General features: G+C 72.5%; 16 protein-coding genes. 7 read left to right on the top strand and 9 right to left on the bottom strand.

The window, feature by feature from the left end:
* The first annotated feature begins 7 nt into the window (after nucleotides 1-7).
* The 3 genes from BJ982_RS08625 to BJ982_RS08615 are packed head-to-tail and all read left to right on the top strand — an operon-like array spanning nucleotide 8 to nucleotide 3,215.
* Nucleotides 8-706, top strand: coding sequence for a TetR/AcrR family transcriptional regulator (locus BJ982_RS08625; RefSeq protein WP_184878161.1), 699 nt, complete (start codon nucleotides 8-10; stop codon nucleotides 704-706).
* On the top strand, nucleotides 703-1,611 hold the full coding sequence (locus BJ982_RS08620) for an ABC transporter ATP-binding protein (RefSeq protein WP_184878160.1): 909 nt from the start codon (nucleotides 703-705) through the stop codon (nucleotides 1,609-1,611). The genes BJ982_RS08625 and BJ982_RS08620 overlap by 4 nt, the downstream gene beginning before the upstream one ends.
* Entirely contained in the window at nucleotides 1,608-3,215 is a 1,608-nt protein-coding gene (locus BJ982_RS08615) for an ABC transporter permease (RefSeq protein ID WP_184878159.1), read from the top strand. Before BJ982_RS08620 ends, BJ982_RS08615 begins: the two co-directional genes overlap by 4 nt.
* Nucleotides 3,216-3,351: 136 nt before the next feature.
* Here the strand turns inward: BJ982_RS08615 and BJ982_RS40305 are convergent, their stop codons facing one another.
* Nucleotides 3,352-4,386: a DUF2218 domain-containing protein gene (locus BJ982_RS40305; protein ID WP_307784626.1), complete on the bottom strand. Its 1,035-nt coding sequence runs from the start codon at nucleotides 4,384-4,386 to the stop codon at nucleotides 3,352-3,354.
* A 172-nt stretch (nucleotides 4,387-4,558) separates the two neighbouring features.
* On the opposite strand from BJ982_RS40305, the gene proS reads away from it, so the two are divergent.
* A complete protein-coding gene (gene proS, locus BJ982_RS08605; RefSeq protein ID WP_203959035.1) occupies nucleotides 4,559-5,980 on the top strand; it encodes a proline--tRNA ligase in 1,422 nt (473 codons plus the stop codon).
* Between the two features lie 63 nt (nucleotides 5,981-6,043).
* On the opposite strand, the gene BJ982_RS08600 is transcribed toward proS, so the two are convergent.
* Nucleotides 6,044-6,835 (bottom strand): isocitrate lyase/PEP mutase family protein, encoded by a 792-nt coding sequence (locus BJ982_RS08600; protein WP_184878155.1) that lies wholly within the window; start codon nucleotides 6,833-6,835, stop codon nucleotides 6,044-6,046.
* Between the two features lie 169 nt (nucleotides 6,836-7,004).
* A complete protein-coding gene (locus BJ982_RS08595) occupies nucleotides 7,005-7,409 on the bottom strand; it encodes a hypothetical protein (protein WP_184878153.1) in 405 nt (134 codons plus the stop codon).
* Between the two features lie 269 nt (nucleotides 7,410-7,678).
* Here BJ982_RS08595 and BJ982_RS08590 point away from each other — a divergent pair, with 269 nt between their 5' ends.
* A complete protein-coding gene (locus BJ982_RS08590; RefSeq protein WP_184878151.1) occupies nucleotides 7,679-10,135 on the top strand; it encodes an ATP-binding protein in 2,457 nt (818 codons plus the stop codon).
* Nucleotides 10,136-10,148: 13 nt separating this feature from the next.
* On the opposite strand, the gene BJ982_RS08585 is transcribed toward BJ982_RS08590, so the two are convergent.
* The 5 genes from BJ982_RS08585 to BJ982_RS08565 form a co-directional block, all read right to left on the bottom strand.
* Complete coding sequence (locus tag BJ982_RS08585) at nucleotides 10,149-11,732, bottom strand: choice-of-anchor I family protein (protein WP_184878149.1); 1,584 nt, start codon at nucleotides 11,730-11,732, stop codon at nucleotides 10,149-10,151.
* A gap of 113 nt (nucleotides 11,733-11,845) precedes the next feature.
* Complete coding sequence (locus BJ982_RS08580) at nucleotides 11,846-12,202, bottom strand: hypothetical protein (RefSeq protein WP_184878147.1); 357 nt, start codon at nucleotides 12,200-12,202, stop codon at nucleotides 11,846-11,848.
* A gap of 134 nt (nucleotides 12,203-12,336) precedes the next feature.
* A complete protein-coding gene (locus BJ982_RS08575; RefSeq protein ID WP_184878145.1) occupies nucleotides 12,337-13,407 on the bottom strand; it encodes a phosphotriesterase family protein in 1,071 nt (356 codons plus the stop codon).
* Nucleotides 13,404-14,561 (bottom strand): phosphotriesterase family protein, encoded by a 1,158-nt coding sequence (locus BJ982_RS08570; RefSeq protein ID WP_184878142.1) that lies wholly within the window; start codon nucleotides 14,559-14,561, stop codon nucleotides 13,404-13,406. The genes BJ982_RS08575 and BJ982_RS08570 overlap by 4 nt, the downstream gene beginning before the upstream one ends.
* A gap of 99 nt (nucleotides 14,562-14,660) precedes the next feature.
* Nucleotides 14,661-14,834: a hypothetical protein gene (locus BJ982_RS08565; RefSeq protein ID WP_184878141.1), complete on the bottom strand. Its 174-nt coding sequence runs from the start codon at nucleotides 14,832-14,834 to the stop codon at nucleotides 14,661-14,663.
* A 285-nt stretch (nucleotides 14,835-15,119) separates the two neighbouring features.
* On the opposite strand from BJ982_RS08565, the gene BJ982_RS08560 reads away from it, so the two are divergent.
* Both BJ982_RS08560 and BJ982_RS08555 read left to right on the top strand, forming a co-directional pair.
* The gene (locus BJ982_RS08560) at nucleotides 15,120-15,959 is read left to right on the top strand and encodes an SMP-30/gluconolactonase/LRE family protein (protein ID WP_184878138.1); all 840 of its coding nucleotides are present in this window, start codon (nucleotides 15,120-15,122) and stop codon (nucleotides 15,957-15,959) included.
* Between the two features lie 123 nt (nucleotides 15,960-16,082).
* Nucleotides 16,083-16,568: a hypothetical protein gene (locus tag BJ982_RS08555; RefSeq protein WP_184878136.1), complete on the top strand. Its 486-nt coding sequence runs from the start codon at nucleotides 16,083-16,085 to the stop codon at nucleotides 16,566-16,568.
* Here BJ982_RS08555 and BJ982_RS08550 read toward each other — a convergent pair.
* The gene (locus tag BJ982_RS08550) at nucleotides 16,540-18,684 is read right to left on the bottom strand and encodes a prolyl oligopeptidase family serine peptidase (RefSeq protein WP_275411678.1); all 2,145 of its coding nucleotides are present in this window, start codon (nucleotides 18,682-18,684) and stop codon (nucleotides 16,540-16,542) included. The two genes, BJ982_RS08555 and BJ982_RS08550, sit on opposite strands and share 29 nt — an antisense overlap.
* Between the last annotated feature and the right edge of the window lie 579 nt (nucleotides 18,685-19,263).

The raw sequence follows: 19,263 nt of genomic DNA, 5'->3' as shown, positions 1-19,263 counted from the left end.
AGAGATCGTGGCGACGACCCAGCCGAACCCCGAGGACCTCACCGCCCGTGCCCGCATCCGAGACGCGGCGTTGCTGCACTTCGGAGAGCACGGATTCGAGAGAGCGACCATCCGCGAGATCGCCAGGACCGCGGGAGTGTCCTCAGGTCTGGTACGCCACCATTTCGGCTCCAAACAGGCGCTGCGCGAGGCGTGCGACGACTACATGGCCAAGACGGTCCGGGAACTGAACGACCAGGCGCGCGAAGGCCACAAGGACGGCACGTTCGGCGACATCAACCACATCGCCGCCGCACGTGCCGCCCTGATCCCCTACCAGAGGTACCTGGCGCGCGAACTGGCCGACGGATCCGCCGCGGCACTGTTCGACCAGATGGTCGAGATGACCGAGGCGTGGCTCGCCACCTTCGAGGAGACCGGCGACGCCACCTTCACGGCGGACCGCCGTGCCCGCGCGACCGTGCTCACCGCGATGGCGCTGGCCGTCCCGGTGCTGCACGAGCACGTCTCGCGGGGGCTCGGCGTCGACACGATGACGCCGGAGGGAGACCACCGCCTCGCCATGGCGCTGCTCGACATCTATTCGCACGCTCTCGTGAGTCCGGAGGACGCCGCCACGGCGCGCGCCGCTCTGGACAAGGTCCGGGACCAAACCCCAGCGGAGCGCGACGCCGCGCTCCGCGCGTTCAAGGAGCGACAACCATGACTGACGCCATCGCGGTGGCAGGGCTGGTCAAGACGTTCGGCCCCACGCGGGCGCTGGACGGCCTCGACCTCACCGTACGCACCGGCGAGGTGCACGGTTTCCTGGGCCCGAACGGCGCGGGAAAGAGCACCACCATCAGGATCCTCCTCGGCATGATGCGCGCGGACGCCGGGACGGCCCGGCTGCTCGGCGGCGACCCCTGGGCCGACGCGACCGCGCTGCACCGCCGGCTGGCCTACGTGCCCGGCGACGTCACGCTGTGGCCGGGCCTGTCGGGCGGCGAGGTGATCGACCTGCTCGGCCGGATGCGCGGCGGGCTGGACAAGCGGCGCAAGGCCGACCTCCTCCAGCGCTTCGACCTCGACCCCCGGAAGAAGGGCCGCGCCTACAGCAAGGGCAACCGGCAGAAGGTGGCCCTGATCGCGGCCCTGGCGTCCGACGTGGAGCTGCTGCTCCTGGACGAGCCGACCTCCGGCCTGGACCCCCTCATGGAGGAGGTGTTCCGGGACGCGGTCCGCGAGGAGCAGCGGCGCGGCGACCGCACCGTGCTGCTGTCCAGCCACATCCTCTCCGAGGTCGAGGCGCTGTGCGACCGGCTCACCATCATCAGGGACGGCCGCGCCGTCGAGACCGGCACCCTGGACGACCTGCGTCACCTGAGCCGCACCACGATCCAGGCCGAGCTGGCAGGCCCCGTGGACGGGCTGGCGAGCCTGCCCGGCGTCCACGACCTGCGCGCCGAGAACGGCCGGGTGCGCTTCGACGTCGACACCGAGGCCCTCGACCCCGCGCTGCGCCACCTCACCGCCGTGGGCGTGCGCGGCCTCGTCAGCAGGCCGCCCACGCTGGAGGAGCTGTTCCTGCGCCACTACGACCGCGGCCAGGCCACCGAGGTGTCGCGATGAACACTCTGACGGGCACGGGCGGGCTCGCCCGGCTGATCCTCCGGCGCGACCGCGTGCTGATGCCGCTGTGGGTGGTGTTACTCGGCCTCATCCCCCTCTCCTACGTCGCCTCGATCAACGAGCTGTTCCCCACGGCCGCCGGACGGCACCAGTACTTCGCCGCCAGCGCGCACAACGCCGCCTTCGTCGCGCTCTACGGACGCCTGTTCGGCGACGACCTCGGCCAGCTCGTCGCCTGGCGCGCCGGATTCCTCCCGATCGTGGTGGGCCTGTTCGCGATCCTCACCGTCGTCCGCCACACCCGCACCGAGGAGGAGAGCGGCCGGCGCGAGCTGCTCGCCTCGACCGTGGCGGGACGGCACGCCGGGCTGGCCGCGGCGCTGCTCACCACGCTCGTCGCGTCGCTGGTCATGGGCCTGCTGCTGGCGGTGGGCATGCTGGGCCAGGACATGCCGGCCTCGGGCTCGTGGGCCTTCGGCATGCAGCTCACCCTGGCCGGGTGGGTGTTCGCCGCGGTCGGCGGCGTGGCCGCGCAGCTCACCAGCGGCGCGGGCAGCGCGCGCGGCACCGCGATCATCGTCCTCGGCGTGGCGTACGTGCTGCGCGTCGTCGGCGACATGAGCGGCATCGGCGACGGCACGCTGTCGTGGGTGGCCTGGCTGTCGCCGTTCGGCTGGGCCGAGCACATGCGCCCCTACGGTGACGAGCAGTGGTGGTCCGTCCTGCCCGCGGTCGCCTTCACCGGGCTGCTCGCGGCGGCGGCCGTCGCGCTCTCCGCGCGCCGCGACGTCGGCGCGGGCCTCCTGCCGCCCCGGCTCGGCCCCGCCTCCGCGGCGCCCGGCCTGGCCTCGCCGCTGGCCCTGTCCTGGCGGCTGCACCGGGGCCTGCTGGCGGGGTGGGCGGCCGGCTTCGCCGTCCTCGGCGTGGTGCTCGGCTACCTGGCCGGGAGCATCGGCGACCTGGTGCGCGACAACGCGCAGATGAGCGAGATCTTCGCCAACCTCGGCGGCGCGTCCGGGCTCATCGACAGCTACCTCGCCGCGATGACGCAGCTCTTCGGGCTGGTCGGGGCCGGATACGCCATCCAGGCCACGCTCCGCGCCCGCGCCGAGGAGTCCGCGGGCCGCGCCGAGCCGGTGCTCGGCACCGCCGTGGGCAGGATCCGCTGGCTGGGCGGCCACCTGGTGTTCTCGCTGCTCGGCCCCGCGGTCCTGCTGGCCGTCGCCGGCCTCGCCGTCGGGCTGACCCACGGCCTGAACACCGGCGCCGTCGGCCACGAGGTGCCCCGGGCACTGGCCGGGACGCTCGTGCAGCTCCCGGCGGTGTGGATCCTGGCCGCGATCACGGTCCTGCTGTTCGGCCTGCTCCCGCGCTTCTCCGCCGCGAGCTGGGCCGGTCTGGCGATCTGCCTGCTCGTCGGCCTGGTCGGCACCGCCCTGGGCGTCGACGACCGCGTCCTGGACATCTCCCCTTTCACCCACCTCCCCAAGCTGCCCGGCGACGACTTCACTCCCGCCCCCCTCCTATGGCTCACGGCCATGGCCATCCTCCTGACAACGGCCGGCCTCACCGCCTTCCGCCGCAGGGACGTCCCCGTCGGCTGATCCCACCTCGCGGGGCCCGGCGCGCGACGCCGGAACCGTCGGTGGCGGCTTCTAGAGTGCGCCTGGGCGTGCCGACAGACCGCAGGCCGGCCCGCGGGACGCGTCCCGCGGGCCGGCCTGGCTTCCCTCTGTGCGGTCAGCGTTTGCGGGCGATGGTGAGGCCGTCGCGGAAGGGGAGCATTACCGCGTCTACCCGTTCGTCCTGGGTGATCTGGTTGTTGAGGGCGCGGACGGCGCGGTGGTGGGGCTCCTGGTAGGCCGGGTCGGCGACGCGGGCGCCCAGGAGGACGTTGTCCAGCACGACGACGCCGCCCGGGCGCAGGCGGGTGACGATCTCCTCGTAGTACACGGGGTAGTTGCCCTTGTCGGCGTCGATGAAGGCGATGTCGATGACCGGGTCGGGGGGCAGCGCGCGCAGGGTGTCGGCGGCCGGGCCCAGCTTCAGGTCGATGCGGTCGGCGACGCCGGCGCGCTCCCAGAACTCCCGGGCGATGGCCGTCCACTCCTCGCTGACGTCGCACGCGAGCAGGCGGCCGCCCTCGGCCAGCCCCCGGGCGATGCAGATCGAGGAGTAGCCGGTGAACACGCCGACCTCGACCGCGTTCCGCGCGCCCGCCATGCGCGTCAGGATGGTCAGCAGGGTTCCCTCGTCGTGGGACACCTGCATGGCGGCCCGGCCGCCGGTGACGTCCCGGGTCCTGACGATCAGGTCCCGCAGCACGTCGTCCGGGGGCGTGGAGTGCGTCAGCGCGTAGTCGCTGATGACGGGGTCCACCATGTGCATCGTGTCGGCCGTCACGAACGGCGACCACTCGACGTTCAGCTCCTCCTGGGTGGCGAAGCGCACGAGGTGGCGCGTGACGACGTCCCGCACACGCGCCAGCCCCTCCTCGTCCCCGGAGGCGGCGATCATGACCAGGTGGTCCTGGTGCTCGGAGACGGTGAGCACGCACAAGTCCTGGGGGCCGAACGTGAGCGTCCCCCTGCCGTCGTCCGCGAGCTCCGTGGAAATCTTGTTGCCCATGTGCGAGACGAGCTGCTTGATATAGCGGGCTGGGCGGGTTGTGGCGACATATGCCGTCGAAGAGGGCAATCGAGGTCCTTGGTCTAGAGTGACGACTCCGCACCGGGCCGCGGGTATGGCCCGCCCGGCGTCGGAGGTATTCAACACTCCATTAACGGCAATGCGGCGCGCACTAATCCGCCTTTGTCAAATGATGGAAATTCGTTCCGGACATATCACTCAAGGATGGCCGGACCTGGCATCGCTCCTCGGATCACGCGGGAGCGGCACCCAGCGATATCCTCCCGGCATGGGACGCGATGGACGCGATGGACGCGGTGTGACACCTCAGAGTGAGGACTTCTCGGCCTGGTACAACGAGCTGGTGGCCAAGGCCCAGCTCGTGGACCGGGGCCCGGCGAGAGGCACCATGGTCATCCGACCGTACGGCTACCGTCTCTGGGAGCTGCTCCAGGCCGAGCTCGACCGCCGGATCAAGGACACCGGTCACGAGAACGCCTACTTCCCGATGCTCATCCCCGAAAGCTACCTCCGGCGCGAGGCCGAGCACGTCGAGGGCTTCTCGCCCGAGCTGGCCGTGGTGACGCACGCCGGCGGCAAGGAGCTGGAAGAGCCGCTGATCGTCCGGCCCACGTCGGAGACGATCATCGGCGAGATGATGGCCAAGTGGGTCTCCTCCCACCGCGACCTGCCGCTGCTGCTGAACCAGTGGGCCAACGTCGTGCGCTGGGAGCTGCGGCCCCGCATGTTCCTGCGCACGACCGAGTTCCTCTGGCAGGAGGGCCACACCGCGCACGCCGACGAGGCGGACGCCATGCGCGAGACGATGCTCGCCCTCGACCTGTACACGGAGGTGGCCCGCGACATCGCGGCGATCCCGGTCGTCCCCGGGGAGAAGACCCCCGGCGAGCGCTTCGCGGGCGCGGTGCGCACGTACACCATCGAGGGCATGATGCGGGACGGCAAGGCGCTGCAGGCCGGCACGTCCCACTACATGGGCACGAACTTCGCCGAGGCCTTCGACATCCGCTACACCTCCGACGCCGGCCGTCTCGAACCGTGCCACACCACGTCGTGGGGCATGACCACCCGCATGATCGGCGCGGTCATCATGACCCACGGCGACGACAAGGGCCTGGTGCTGCCGCCCCGGCTGGCCCCCTACCAGGTGGTCGTGGTGCCGATCGGGCGCGGCGACCAGGTGGAGCGCACCTCGGCGGCGGCGCGCGAGCTCGCGGACCGGCTGAAGGCGGCGGGCGTCCGCGTCCACGTCGACGACCGCGCCCAGCTCTCCCCCGGGTTCCGGTTCAACGACTGGGAGCTGCGCGGCGTCCCCGTCCGCCTGGAGCTCGGCCCGCGCGACCTGGAGTCCGGCACCGTGGTCATGGTCAGGAGGCTCGGGGACGAGGGCAAGCAGAGCGTGCCGCTCTCCTCGGCGCCGGACGTCATCCCGGGCGTGCTGGAGGAGTTCCAGGATTTCCTGCTGCGCCGGGCGACCGGCTTCCGGGACGGGCACACCGCCGCCGCCGACTCCTGGGACGCCTTCGTCGAGGTCGTGGCCTCGGGCTGGGCGTCGGCCCTGCACTGCGGCGCGCCCGCGTGCGAGGACGACATCAAGGCGAAGACCGCCGCGACGCCGCGCTGCATCCCGCTCGACGGCGCCGCGGAGACGGGCCGCTGCGTGCACTGCCGCGAGCCGTCGGCGTACGGCAAGCGCGTCCTCTTCGGCCGCGCCTACTGAGCCGTGCTCGCTGAACCGCGTTTCCTGAACAGCGACCCCTGAACAGCGCCCGCTGAGGCGCGCTTACCCGGCCGCGTCGCCGCCACGTGCGGCGTAGCGGACGAGCCGGGCCTGCGCGTCCGCGTACGGGGTCGCGGCGGGCACGGCCCGGCCGTCCCTGACGGCGGTGGCCGCGCCGACGGCCGCGTCCAGGGCGGCGCGGTAGGGCAGCGACCCCGTGCTCACGCGGCGGACGCCGAGCCGGGCCGTCTCGCCGGCCGAGAGGCCGGGGACCGCCAGCACGTTCAGCGGCACCGGGATCCCTTCCGCCAAGGCCGCGATGACGGACGGCTCCGCCGCGCCGGGGACGAAGATCCCGTCCGCGCCGGCCGCGACGTAGGCCGCCGCGCGGTCGAGCGTGGCGCCGACCGTGGCGTCCTCGCCGAGCCAGTACGTGTCGACGCGGGCGTTCACGAACAGGCCGGGGCACCGCCGTTTGATCGCGGCGACCTTCGCGGCGTGCGCCGCGGGCGCGACCAGCCCCTCCGTGCCGCTGTCCTCGATGTTGACGCCCGCCACGCCGGCCGAGACCAGCTCGGCGGCGTACGCGGCGACCTGGCCGGGGTCGTCGGCGTAGCCGTCCTCGATGTCCACGCTGACGGGGCAGGGGAGGCGGGCGAGAGCGCGGGCGAGCGCGAGGCCGGCCCGCGCGGTCGCCCGCTCGCCGTCCGGGCGGCCGAGGCCGGCGGCGACGCCGAAGCTGGTCGTGCCGATGGCCGGAAAGCCCGCGTCCAGGAAGGCGAGCGCGGACGGCACGTCCCAGGCGTTGGGCAGGATCAGCGGCCGGTCGCCGTGGTGGAGTTCGCGGAAGGTCATGCGCCCTGTGTCCCCCTGTGTGATGACGTCGCCCGGCCGGCCCCCGCGCGGACGGGCGCGCCACCGGTCGTACGGCCAGGCTAGGCCCGGCTCGTTTCGACGGCCCCCGAAACGTCCGCCGCGCCGGCCGGGCGTGAGCCCAGGTCGTACGGCCCCGGGCTCACGCGCCTCAGTCGCAGCTCGGATGGCGGGACGGGACGTTGCCGAAGGTGATCACCTTGCGCAGCCCCACCTTGGCCGTGACGACGAAGCATCCGCCGCGCCTGGCCGCCGCGTCGAGGTTCCGCTTGGCGCTGTCGAACTTGTAGGCGACCGCGGCGGAGCACGCGGCTCCCAGCAGGCGGCCGCGCAGAGGCACGCAGATGAGCCCCACGGCCGTGTCGGCGACCCATCCGAGCCGGTCGAGCTTGGTGTCCATCGACAGGGTGATCGTCTGGTTGAAGTAGAAGGCACACGACAGGCCGCCGCAGACGTGGCGTACCGGCTGGACGGCGGCGTGGGCGGGCGGAGTGGCGGTGCCGAGCAGCACCGCACTTATGATCACGGCGGCGAACGTCTTCGTGCGGAGGTTCACGGGCTCGCGTCCTTTCCTGGAGGTCCGGGACTACAAGGAAGCCCCGGCGCACCCGCGTCCGGATATGTTCACGGACACTTCCGGACACTTTTCGCGCCCGCGCAGGTGAAAGGCCCCGGACGCGCGTCCTGCCGCCACTCCGCCGGGACTCACGGACGAACGACCGGCGAAATATCGATCTTTTCCAGGCGCCTGCCATATTTCCGATGACACTCGCGCGAATCTGAAACTCATCTACGCTGAGAAAAGGGGGAATATCCGGATACGGCATGTACCGAGACCAGGAGATCGCGATGGTCAGGGGCAGCAGAACCGATCCCGGTCTTGAGATGGCGAGCCTGCTGCGCGCGCTGCGCGACCAGGCCGGCATCAGCGTCCGCGAGATGGAACGGCGCAGCCGCGACCGCCGCGGCAGGAACGGCCGCGCGGCCCCCGGCCTGTCCAAGACCACGGTCAGCGCGCTGATCCACCAGGAGAAGCCCACCTGGCCCACCCGCGAGCAGTTCGACGCGTTCGTGGACACCTGCCTCACCCACGCGCGGGCGCACGGCCGCGACCTGCCCACGTACCTGGGCGACGCCGCAGGGCTCGGCCGGCGCTACGCCGAGCTGAGCACGCGCCGGGCCCGTCAGGTGGGACGCCCGCCCGCCGCCGCGTCCCCCGCCACCGTGCCCCGCCAGCTCCCGCCGGCCATCGGCGGGTTCGTCGGCAGAAGCCGCGAGATGGCCGAGCTCACGGCTCTGCTGAGCCCCGAGGACGCCCGCCCGTCGTCGGTCGTGATCGCCGCGGTCTCCGGCAGCCCCGGAGTCGGCAAGACCGCGCTCGCGCTGCACTGGGCGCACCTGGTCCGCGACGCGTTCCCCGACGGAAGCCTGTACGTCAACCTGCGCGGCGGCGACCGGGACGCGCTCGCGCCCGAGGACGTCCTCGAAGGGTTCCTCCGCGCGCTGAACGTGGCCAAGGACGGCATCCCGCCCCTGCTGGACGACCGGGCGCGCCTGTACCGCTCGCTGCTGGACAAACGCCGCACGCTCGTCGTGCTGGACAACGCGGCGTCCGTCCACCAGGTGCGGCCGCTGCTCCCGGCGTCCCCCGGATCCATGGCGATCGTCACCAGCCGCACCCGGCTGACCGGCCTCATCGTGCAGGAGGGCGCGCACCCCCTTCCGGTGGACCTGCTGTCGGCGGCCGAGGCGCACGAGCTGCTGCGGCAGATCGTGGGCACCGAACGTACGGCGGCCGAGCCGGAGGCCGTCGCCGAGATCGCCCGGATGTGCGCCTGCCTGCCGCTCGCGCTGCGCATCGCGGCCGAGCGCATCGCGATACACCCGCACGACGGGCTCGCCGACCTGGCCGCCGAACTGGCCGTGGAGCAGGAACGCCTCGGCGTGCTGGAGACCGAGGACGTGTCGGTGCGCACCGCGTTCGCCCTGTCCTATCAGGACCTGCCCGAGGAGGCCGCCCGGCTGTTCCGGCTGCTCGCCCTCCACCCGGGCCCCGACATCAGCACCCAGGCGGCCGAGGCGCTGGCCGGGCTCGGCCCGGCCGAGACCCGGCGGCGCCTCGACAGGCTGACCCAAGCCCACTTGCTGGAGGAGACCGGCAAGGGCAGGTACCGCTTCCACGACCTGCTGCGCTGTTACGCCCGTGAGGTCCTGGCCGAGGAGCGCGAGCGCGCGGCCGACGCGGACGGGGAGCACCGGCGGGCCGAGGACCGGCTCATCGCCTGGTACGCGCACTCGGCGGCCGCGGTCAGCCGCATGCTGGCCCCGTCTCCCGCCGCCTACCAGCCCGCACTGGCCCCGCCGCCGGCCGGGTGCCGTCCGGAACGCTTCGACGACCACGCCGGCGCGCTGCGGTGGTGCGACGCGGAACGGGCCAACCTCGTCGCCGCGACGCGGCGTGCCGCCGAGAGGGGCGGGCACGAGGCCTGGCAGATCCCCGTCACGCTGATGTTCGCCTGCTACCTGGGCGCGTACGTGGTGGCCGACTGGATGGCCCTGCTGGAGCCCGCGCTGCCCGCCGTACGGCGGGCCGGGGAGCCGAACGGCGAGGGGGTGATCCTCTTCAGCCTCGGCCTCGTCCACTGGCAGGCCCATCGGTTCGACGAGAGCGTCGCCTGCTTCCAGAAGGCGGCCGGACTGTGGCGGGCCACCGGCTACCGCTGGGGTGAGGGCAGCGCCCTGCACAAACTGGCGGAGACCTACGCGCTGCAGCAGCGCTTCGAGGAGGCGGAACGCCTGTTCCGGAGGGTCCTGGCCACCGCGGAGGAGCTCGGTGAGCAGTGGGGCCGCGGCAATGTCCTGGTGGGCCTCGGGAACCTGTGCAAGAGCACGGGCAGGACGGACGAAGCCATCGCCTACCTCAACGAGGCGCTGACCACCTACCGCGACACCCGGCCCGACCTGGTGGGCAACGGAGCCGCCCTGATCGGCCTCGGCGACGTCCACCAGAGCCTCGGACGGCACGACCGCGCCATCGACTACTACCGTCTGGCCCTGACCAGCAGCCACGCCGGAGGTAGCAGGGACAACGAGGTACGGACCCTCTTTCGCCTCGGCGAGAGCCTCTTCCACGACGGCCAGGCCGAGGAGGCGTACCGGGTACTGTCGGAGGCGATGGCGATCTTCGACGAGCTCGGCGATCCGCGGGCCGACTCGGCCCGCGACCTGATCCAGAAGATCCAGGCCGGGGACGGGCCGCCTCCGGCGGGCGGCGGCCCGTGACCCGTGCGGGCGGTCAGCGGATCTCGTAGACGGCGGTGGTGCCGCTCACCTCGTGGCCGACGACGAGCAGCGGCCGGCGGGTCGGGCTGTCGGCGGCGGGGACGAACAGCACGCCTTCGGGGCCGACGTCGCCCGCGGTGCCGTCCTCGACCGACCCGGCGAAGTCGCGGGTGTTGAGGTAGCCGGCCAGGACGGGGCGGCGCGGGTCGGACAGGTCGTAGGCGACGACGCCGCCCACCCGCTCCAGCCCGGCGAACGCGTAGGTCCGCCCGCCGACCTGGCCGACCGCGACGCCCTCGGGCTCGGGCCCCTTGTTGTCGCTCCGACCGTCGAAGGAGCCGTTCTCCTCGTTGTCGGCGTTGAACTCGGCGGGCAGCTCGCGGGCGATCAGGCGTTCGAGCTCGTCCCCCGAGTCCCACACGAGGTCGCCGCTCTCGGAGCGCACGGAGATCGACCGGCCGCCCAGGGCGTGCAGCTCGGTGTACGCGCCGGAGGCGTCCTTGGGCGAGTCGGTGACCACGTTGAGACGGCCGAGCTCCTCGTCCTTCTTGAGCCGGGCCGCGTCGGGGAACGCCGCCGCGGACAGGTTCAGGCTCTTGACCCGGGCCTCGTCCGCGTGGCAGGGCCAGTCGCGCCCGTCGCCCTCGTTGGCCGTGACCAGGTAGGTGCGGCCCCGCGAGCGGAAGTGCGCGATCGCGTCGGGCATGTACAGGCCCTTCAGCCCCGGGCGGGGCCGGATGTCGATCTTGCCGTCCTTGTCGGAGGCGTCAATGCCGGCCGCGCCCCAGTCCTTCAGGCCCAGCGGCACGATGCGCTCGACCTTCGCGCGGTCGAGGTCGACGATCGCCACCGCGTTGTTCTCCTGCAGCGTCACCCACGCGGTGTCGCCCTCGATCGTGACGTACTCGGGCTCCAGGTCCCGCGCCACGCTCGCGCCCGGCCCCGAGACGCGCACCCCCGCGGCGCGCAGCCGGTCCGCCTGGCCGTCGAAGGCGTGGAAGCCGGCGGTGCGCACGACGCCCCGGCGCAGGTCGATGACGCTGACCGACCCCTCAGGGTCGTCGGCGGCGCCCTCGCAGTAGGACGCGGGCTCGCCTTCGTTGGCGACGACGAGCCGGCGTCCGTCCGGGCTGAACGTCACCATGTCGGGCAGCGCGCCGACGGTGAAGTCCTTAAGCTTCTGGCCCGTGCGCGCCCGGAACAGCGTGACCGTCCCCGGGGCCGTCTTGCTCTCCGCCTGCCGGGCCACGGCGACCAGGCCGTCCCGCACCGCGACGCTGTTGGCGCCGGAGGCGGCCAGCGAGGTGACCTTGCGCGGGGCGCGCGGGTCGCTGATGTCGAGGACGTCGATCGTGCCGTCCTGGGCGTTCACCACGAACACCCGCCGGGTCGCGGCGTCGTAGGCGGTGATCTCCGACGCCCCGGTGCCGGCCGCGCCGGTGGCGAACCGGCCGAGGAAGCTCAGGCTGATCGCCGCGTCGTGGCCGCCCCGCCGGTCGCCGTCCCGGGCGTCCGCGCGCGCGGGGGCGACCGCGAGGGCGAGCGAGAGTGCCGTCGTCGTGGCCACGGCCGGCCGAAGAAGGTTCCTGGGGTGCATGCGCCCATCCTCGTGACCTCGCACGACGGCCCTTCCTCTCCACGATGACGACCCGATGAACACAGGGTTACCCGAACCGCTCACCCATTTGACCACGTCCGCGCGGAATGTGGTCAGACGCCGCTGTCACGGGCGTCCGGGTCGTGGAACCAGGGTTGCCAGACGAACCAGTCCAGCCAGCCGGGCATGCTGTAGCGCCACATCGTGAAGACCCGCTTGAGCACCTGCGGGGTGAGGCAGGTGGTCTGGAAGTGGGTGTCCGCGCCGCCGTTGCGGTACTCCAGCCAGTACGCCCCGTCGTCGCGCAGGTACGCCTGCATGTAGTACTCGGAGTTCGCGGCGTCGAGCCGCTCGACGATGACGAACCGGTTGGAGCGCGTCAGCCCGCTCACCAGCCGTCCCAGGTCCTCCGAGGTCGGGTCCTCCACGCTGTCCCCGCGCTCGCAGTACGCCCGCGTCCTCACGCTCATGGGGCTCAAGATAGCGACGGCGCCGCTCCCCGCACGCGGATTCGGCCCGGGGTGTCAGCGGCGCCGGTGGCGCGTGTGGACGGCGCCGCCGCCGGGAACGTCGAGCGGCCCCCGAACCCCGCCGCCCGCCCGCGTCAGGCGGGCTTGGCGAAGGTCAGCGCCCGGGCCGGGTTCTCCACCATGATCGTGTGGATGGCCTCGTCGGAGACGCCGAGGCGGCGCAGCGCCGGCAGGAAGTGGCGGGAGATGTAGTCGTACCCCTTGCCGCCGTACTTCTTGAGCTGGATCTTCATGCACACGTCGTGGCCGAGCACGATCTGGCGTGCGTAGCCCTGTTCGACCAGGTCCGCGATGCCTCGGGCGGTCTTGTGGTCGCTGGTGAGGAACAGGTGGCCCCAGGGGCTGCCGGGCGAGGCCAGGAAGTCGAACTCAACGAAGACGCCGCGCTTGAGGAGGCGCTCGCCGAGCGACGGGTTCGTCAGGATCTCCCCGGCGTGCCCGAAGACGACGCTGGACGGCGCGACGCCCTCCTCCTCCACGATGTCGAGCACCTGGAACTTGTCCTCGCCCCTGCCTCCCACGTGGAAGGTGATGGGAGCGCCGGTGATCCTGCCGGCCCGTGCGCTCGCGCGCACGCTCTTGAGCTCGTTGTCGGTCAGCGGCGCCGTCTCCGCGGCGACCTCGCCGATGATGCCCGAGCGCACGCCGGTCCCGTCGGCCCCGACGACGATGTCCCGCACGATGATGTCGGCGAGCTCGTCCACACCGCGCTCGTCCATGTCCACCGGGTGGAAGACGGGGGTGTACCAGCCTCCGCCCATGACGATGTTGAGGCCGCTCGCCCGGGAGAGCCGCAGGAGGCCCTCGGGGTCCCTGCCGATCCCGATGGAGGAGACCTCGACGATCGTGCCGCCGCCGGCGTGCGCGAAGGCCAGCACCTCCGGGAGCAGCTCGTCGAAGTCGCCCATCATGTCGTTGTCGGCGTTGGGCGTGCCGTGGCGGGTGCGCGCAAGGGAGGCCAGCGTCAGCGGCTCGGCGGCCTCGGCGGAGTCCTCGCCGGGACGGCGGAACCGCGGCGGCCGTCGCAGGTCGACGAAGACGTGCTCGTGCATGAGCGTCTGCCCCAGCGTCGACGGGTCCACGGGGCCCGTGACGGTGAGAGCCTTGCCGGCGATGTCCGGGATCTCGAAGGGGTAGCGGCTCACGAGTCTGCCTTCGGGGTCGGGATGGTGAGGAGTCGCCTCGGGTTGGCGGTGGTGACGGCCTCGATGAGCGCGTCGTCGGCTCCGAGCATCTTCAGGAACGGGACGAACTGCCGGAGGAGGAAGCCGTAGCCGCCACCGCCGTACGCGTGGAGGTGCGACTTGGCGGACACGTCCTGTGAGAGCAGGAGGCGGCCGGCGTGGCCGCGGCGGGCCAGTTCCACCACGGCGGCGGCGACGTCCTGGTCGTCGGACACGCTCAGCACCGTGGGAAGCCGTCCGAGCTGGTCGAACTGCACGTACACCCCGCGCGCGAGGAGCGGTTCCAGCGCGTCCGGGCTGGAGGACAGGGCGTCGCAGTGCCCGACCGCGACGCGGGTGAGGTCGGCGCCCTCGCCGGCCAGCACGTCCAGGACGCGCTGCTGCGTGGCGGCGGCCTCGGAACGGTCGATCGAGATCGCCGCGCCGGTGGCCGCCGACGCCCGCGCCGCCGCGACCAGCACCGCGCGCTCGGCGGGCTCGTCCGGGTCGAGGGCCGCGATCTCCCCGATGATCCCCGCCCGCACCCCGTCCACGCCCTCGGTGAGGTCCCGGACGATCTCTTCGGTGAGGCGCTCGACGTCCGGCACGTGGTCGCCGGACGCAGCGGGGCCGTCCGCCTGACCGGCTTCGCGGGCGAGCAGGCGTCCTCGTACCCATGCCGGGTGGTACCACCCCGTGCCCATGACGACGGCCACGCCGCTCGCCTCGGAGACGCGGCGCAGCCCGGCCGGGTCCCGTCCGAGGCCGGCGCTCGTGACGTCCACGAGCGTGCCGCCGCCTGCCGCCTTGAACGCGGCGAGCTCGCGGGCGGCGAGGTCCTGGTCCCCGAGCAGCCAGTCGTCCCTGTTGGGCGCGCCGAGGCCGATCTCACCGAGCAGGTCCATGGTCAGCGGCGCCTCGTACAGCCGAAGCCGACCGGCGGCGGTGGGCCGGACCCGCCCCACGGCCTCCCACGCCTCGGCGGAATCACCGGGCGTGCCGAAATCACTCAGAAGATGCTCATGGGGAAGCACGACGCCGAGCGAACCCGGCGCCACCTCACCGGTGACGGTGACGACCACTCCCTGCGGCACATCCGTCCGCACGGCCTCTGCACTGGAGTCGATACTGGACACCCCGGCAACTTAACATACAAGATCATATATGATTTATCGACGGCCTCTCTTGCTCTCCACCTCCCCATGGACGGGCGACGGCGTCCGAACGGTGGCGCGTCAGGCGTCGCGGCGGGCGAGGAGGACACCGGCCGCCAGCGTGGCGATCAGCGGCCAGGCGACGAGCACGGCCGCAGGGTGCCACGGGCCCGCCGTGAGGTCGTCGCCGGCCGGGTCGAGCAGCAGGTTGCGGCCCGCGCTGACGGGGAGCAGCGCGTCCAGGGCGGGGGACACCGCGATCGCCCTGCGACCGGACGACCGAGCCGCGCCCGCCGTCCGAAGCGCGCCGCCGTGGAAGACGGATGCGGGTGGCCGCGAACAAAATCCGCTCATCGGCAAACCAACAGGTGTACCCGATCGAAGGGACACCGCCATATGCCCGCGTCACCGAACGCGACCGGCCCTCCCGCCCGGGCGGCGACGCCCCGGAACTGTCGCACCGGTCGCGTACCGTGCTGCACGGCCGGAGCCCGCGTCGGCCTGTACAGCCGATCACCCCGTCGCCGAAGGAGCCCTCCGATGTCCCCACCCCGTACACGGCTCACCGGCCTTGGCCTGGTCGAGTCGCCGCACTGGCACGACGGGCGCCTGTACTTCTCGGACTGGACGGCGCACGAGGTGATCGCGCTCGGCCTCGACGGCGCGCGCGAGGTGGTGGCCCGCGTCGAGTCCCTCCCGCTCTGCACGGCCCGGGACACCGATGGGCTGCTGCTGATCGTCGACTCCGCGCGGGGGCTGCTGCTGCGTCAGGAACCGGACGGCTCGCTGGTCACGCGCGCCGACCTGAGCGGGCTCGGCCGCCACTGGAACGACATCGCCGTCGCCCCGGGCGGCCACGTCTACGTCAACCGCATCGGCTTCGCCATGGGCACCGGCGAGGCGTTCGCCCCCGGCACCGTCGTGCACGTCGCCCCGGACGGCTCGGCGCGCCAGGTCGCCGGCGACATCGCCTTCCCCAACGGCATGGCGGTCACACCGGACGGCGCCACGTTGATCGTCGCCGACTCCTACGGCAACAGGCTCACCGCCTTCGCCATCGAGCCCGACGGCTCCCTGTCCGGCCGCCGCGTCTGGGCCGAGACCGGCGACGACCACCCGGACGGCATCTGCCTCGACGCCGAGGGGGCCGTCTGGTACGCCGACGTCGGCAACGAGCGCTGCGTCCGCGTCCGCGAGGGCGGCGAGGTCCTCCAGACGATCGAGGTCGACCGCGGCTGCTTCGCCTGCGCGCTGGGCGGCCCCGACGGCAGGACGCTGTTCATCCTGGCGGCCCGGTGGCGCCTTCCGGAGATGGTCCCGCCGGGCACCGGCCAGGTGCTCTCCGCCGAGGTCGCCGTCCCCGCCGCCAGCCGCCCGTAGCGCCGCCACGACACCAATTCCGACGGGTGACGGCCGTTGCGACGCCGTTGCACTCGTCCTGCAATCCGGGGCGGCCATAGTCGCCCCTGTAGCCCATCGGCCTCTCGACGAGGAGAGACAGTGATGAGATCGACGTTCGCCGGCGCCGCTGCCGGCCTCGCGCTTGTGTTCACCGCCGCCGCGTCCCCCGCCGCGCAAGCCGCCGCACAGCCCGCCGCCGCGTCGGCGGGCAAGGCCAAGGTCGTGTACGGCTGGGCCCTGCGTTCCGGCGACTCGGCCCTGTCGATAACCCCGCGCAAGGCCCGCCGGACGGAGCTCGGAGAGAGCGGCCAGCTCGCGTGGGAGCTGGGCAGGAAGACCGGCGCCAAGCTCAAGATCCGCTACACCGGCGGCCTGGACTTCCGCCAGGTCAACAAGAAGTGCGGCAAGCCGCCGGCCGGCTACCCGTACGACACCTCCGACAAGAAGGCTTTAGGCGCCAAGAAGTGCCTCCCCAGCCACCTGCTGACACGCCTGAAGCAGGGCGCACTACCGGTCCGCGTCGAATACAACACTTCGCCGTCCGGCCGCCCCGTGGCGATCAAGGTCCAGGAACTGGTCCTGCCGTAACCCGAAGGCATGGTCCCCGGACGGCGACGCCCGGCGTCGGCGACAGGCCGGTGTGTTCCGCGGCGAAGGTGAGGATGTCGGCGGCCAGGGCGTGTTCCTTGCTCGCGGAGAAGGCGGCGTGGGCGGTGTCGGGGTCCCGGCGCATGAGGATCGGCCGGTCACCGCTGGTGGCGTGTTGCAGGGCCGCGCACATCTTGGTGACGTGGGCCTCCCCGGTCTGCAGATCGGTGACCGCGCCGGTGAACAGGAACGCGGGATAGGGGACTCCGGGTTTGACGGCGTGGTACGGCGAGTAGCGGAGCAGCCACTGGAGCTGTTCGGGTTCGGCGGCGGTGCCGAACTCGTCGGTCCACGTGCATCCCAGGCCGAAGTTCTCGTAGCGCACCATGTCACACAGCGGGCCTTCGGCGACGACCGCCGCGTACAGTTCCGGTCGTTGCACGGCGGCGGCGGTGACCAGGAGGCCGCCGGCGGACTGGCCGAAGGCGGCCAGTTGGTCGCACGTGGTCCGGCCCGTATCGATGAGCCAGGCGGCGGCGTCGTTGAAGTCGCTGACCGCGCGGTGTTTGCGCGGCCCGCGGCCGGCGTCGTGCCAGCTCTGGCCTTCTTCGCCGCCGCCGCGGACACAGGCGAGCGCGTAGGTGCCCCCGGCGCCGACCCAGGCGGCGGCCATGGGGAAGAACCATGGCCGCATCGGCATGCCGAAGCTGCCGTAGCCGTAGAGCAGGGTCGGACGGGGGCCCTGGTCTTCTTCGTCCGGGGTGAACAGGAACAGCGTGATCTCGGTGCCGTCTCCGGCGCGACAGCGGACGCCGCCGCCGCGGATTCGCGGACGGTGCCCGGCTATGGAGGCGCCGGCGTGTCGTTCCATCTCCCCGCTGAGGGCGTCGTAGCGATAGATCGTGGGAGGTGTCGTCGCGTCGCAGTAGCCGAACCAGGCCTGGCGGCCGTGGGGCGTGCCGGCGCGCAGGGATGACACCACGCCCGCGCCGGGAAGGGGCAGGGCGGTGAGAGCCCGGCCCGTGGCCAGGTCGTGCAGGGTCAGGGTGGAGGCGCCGTGCCGGGTGCGCGCCACCAGCAGCAGGGGCCGTGGAAGTGCCGGGTCGTCCAGCACCACGCACTCGTCCAAGGGGGCCTGGGGATCTTCGGCGACCAGCGTCCGCCACGCGGCCGGGCCGGCGCCGTCCCGGCGCGCCACGCAGATGCGGCCGCACGGGGCCTGGTGGTCGGTGACCAGCAGCAGGTCGTCGCCGGGCAGGAAGCGCGGCAGGACGCGGGCCCCGGTCGCACGCCCGTCCACGATCTTGCTGAAGCGCGGGGACCTCGGATCGGCCGGCTCGGCCACGTACACGTCGTTGTGCGAGGCGGGCCCGGCCGTCGCGGTGATCGCCAGATGACGGCCGTCGGGGCTGACCGTGAGCCCGTAATAGTGGTCCGGGGCGTCCTCGCCGCCGAACACCACCGTGTCGTCCTGCCAGGGCGAACCGATCCGATGCAACCGCACCCGCCGCTGGAGGCGCATGTCGCCGGGGGCCAGTTCCTCCTCGGCGACACGGCTGACGTAGTAGAACGCCTCGCCGCCCGGCAGCCAGGCGAGCGAGGTGTTGCGGGCGCGCGGCAACGGCCCGTCCACCGCCTCGCCGGTGCGCGCGTCGAGGACCATGATGTCGCTGCCGGGCTGCTCGGCGACCTCCATCTGGACGGCCACCCGTTCGCCCTCGCGCGACGGCCACCAGGCGTACAGCCCGGTGTGACCGGACGGGTCGATCTCGGCCGGGTCCACCAGCGTCCGCGTGTCGCCCTCGGGGCCGACGACCAGCAGGCGGCCTTGCTCGTCGCCCCGTGCCCGCTCGACGAGGAACATGACGGAGCCGCGGACCGTCGGGGGCTCCGACACGCCGAAGGAGGAGACCTCGTCCAGCAGGGACGCCCACAGCCGGCGCTCCGGCCATCCGGCGCGATACACCTGGAAGAGACGATCCTGCGCCGCGGCCCAGTCCCGCACGCGCGCGTCCTCGGCGTCTTCCATCCACCGGTAGGGATCGGCGACCGGAAAACCGAACAGATCGTCCACCGTATCGCCGCGCCAGGCGGCGGGATACGACAATCGCGCCACAAAGCCCTCCGGATATATCGCCACCCCTGCGACGGGTCGAGGTACTGCGGCCTTTACGCACCGCAGTACCTCGGCTTACTGGGTTACGACTCGCCGCGGAGAATGTCCGCCTGCCAGCCGCGGACGCCACCGACGCGGGCAGCAGGACTGGAGTCGCGATACGGCAGGAATCCGTTCATGAGAGCCTCCCGGATTCGGGGTTTCGCCCGAAATGGGCGATTACGCGACAACCATCCCCAAGCCCGCGATCCATAAACACGGCCCACGACCGCGACGCCATGCGCCGATATCCCCGGCCGCACAGCACATTCCGGCCCGCCGAACCGGCCCGACGTATCAGCCATCCTCCGCCAAAGTTTGTCGCAAGAGGAGAAAGCACGCCGGAATACAAATCGAAGATCGATCCCGCCGAAAGGTAATTCACAGCCCACCGAGATAGATTCCCGGGCTTACACGCCCCACCCCGGTGAGACCGATCGCAAGGGGAACATCAGCGGTCGCCCACCGGCCCCCAAGGGCGTCCCCGGCGACGTCACCCCGGGCGGGCGGCGGCGGCCGCCATACGGACCGGGCCCGGTG

The organism is Sphaerisporangium siamense, assembly GCF_014205275.1.
Classification (GTDB): Bacteria; Actinomycetota; Actinomycetes; order Streptosporangiales; family Streptosporangiaceae; genus Sphaerisporangium; species Sphaerisporangium siamense.
The sequence above is the reverse complement of the archived record's forward strand: the minus strand, read 5'-3'. Positions and strand labels throughout refer to the sequence as shown.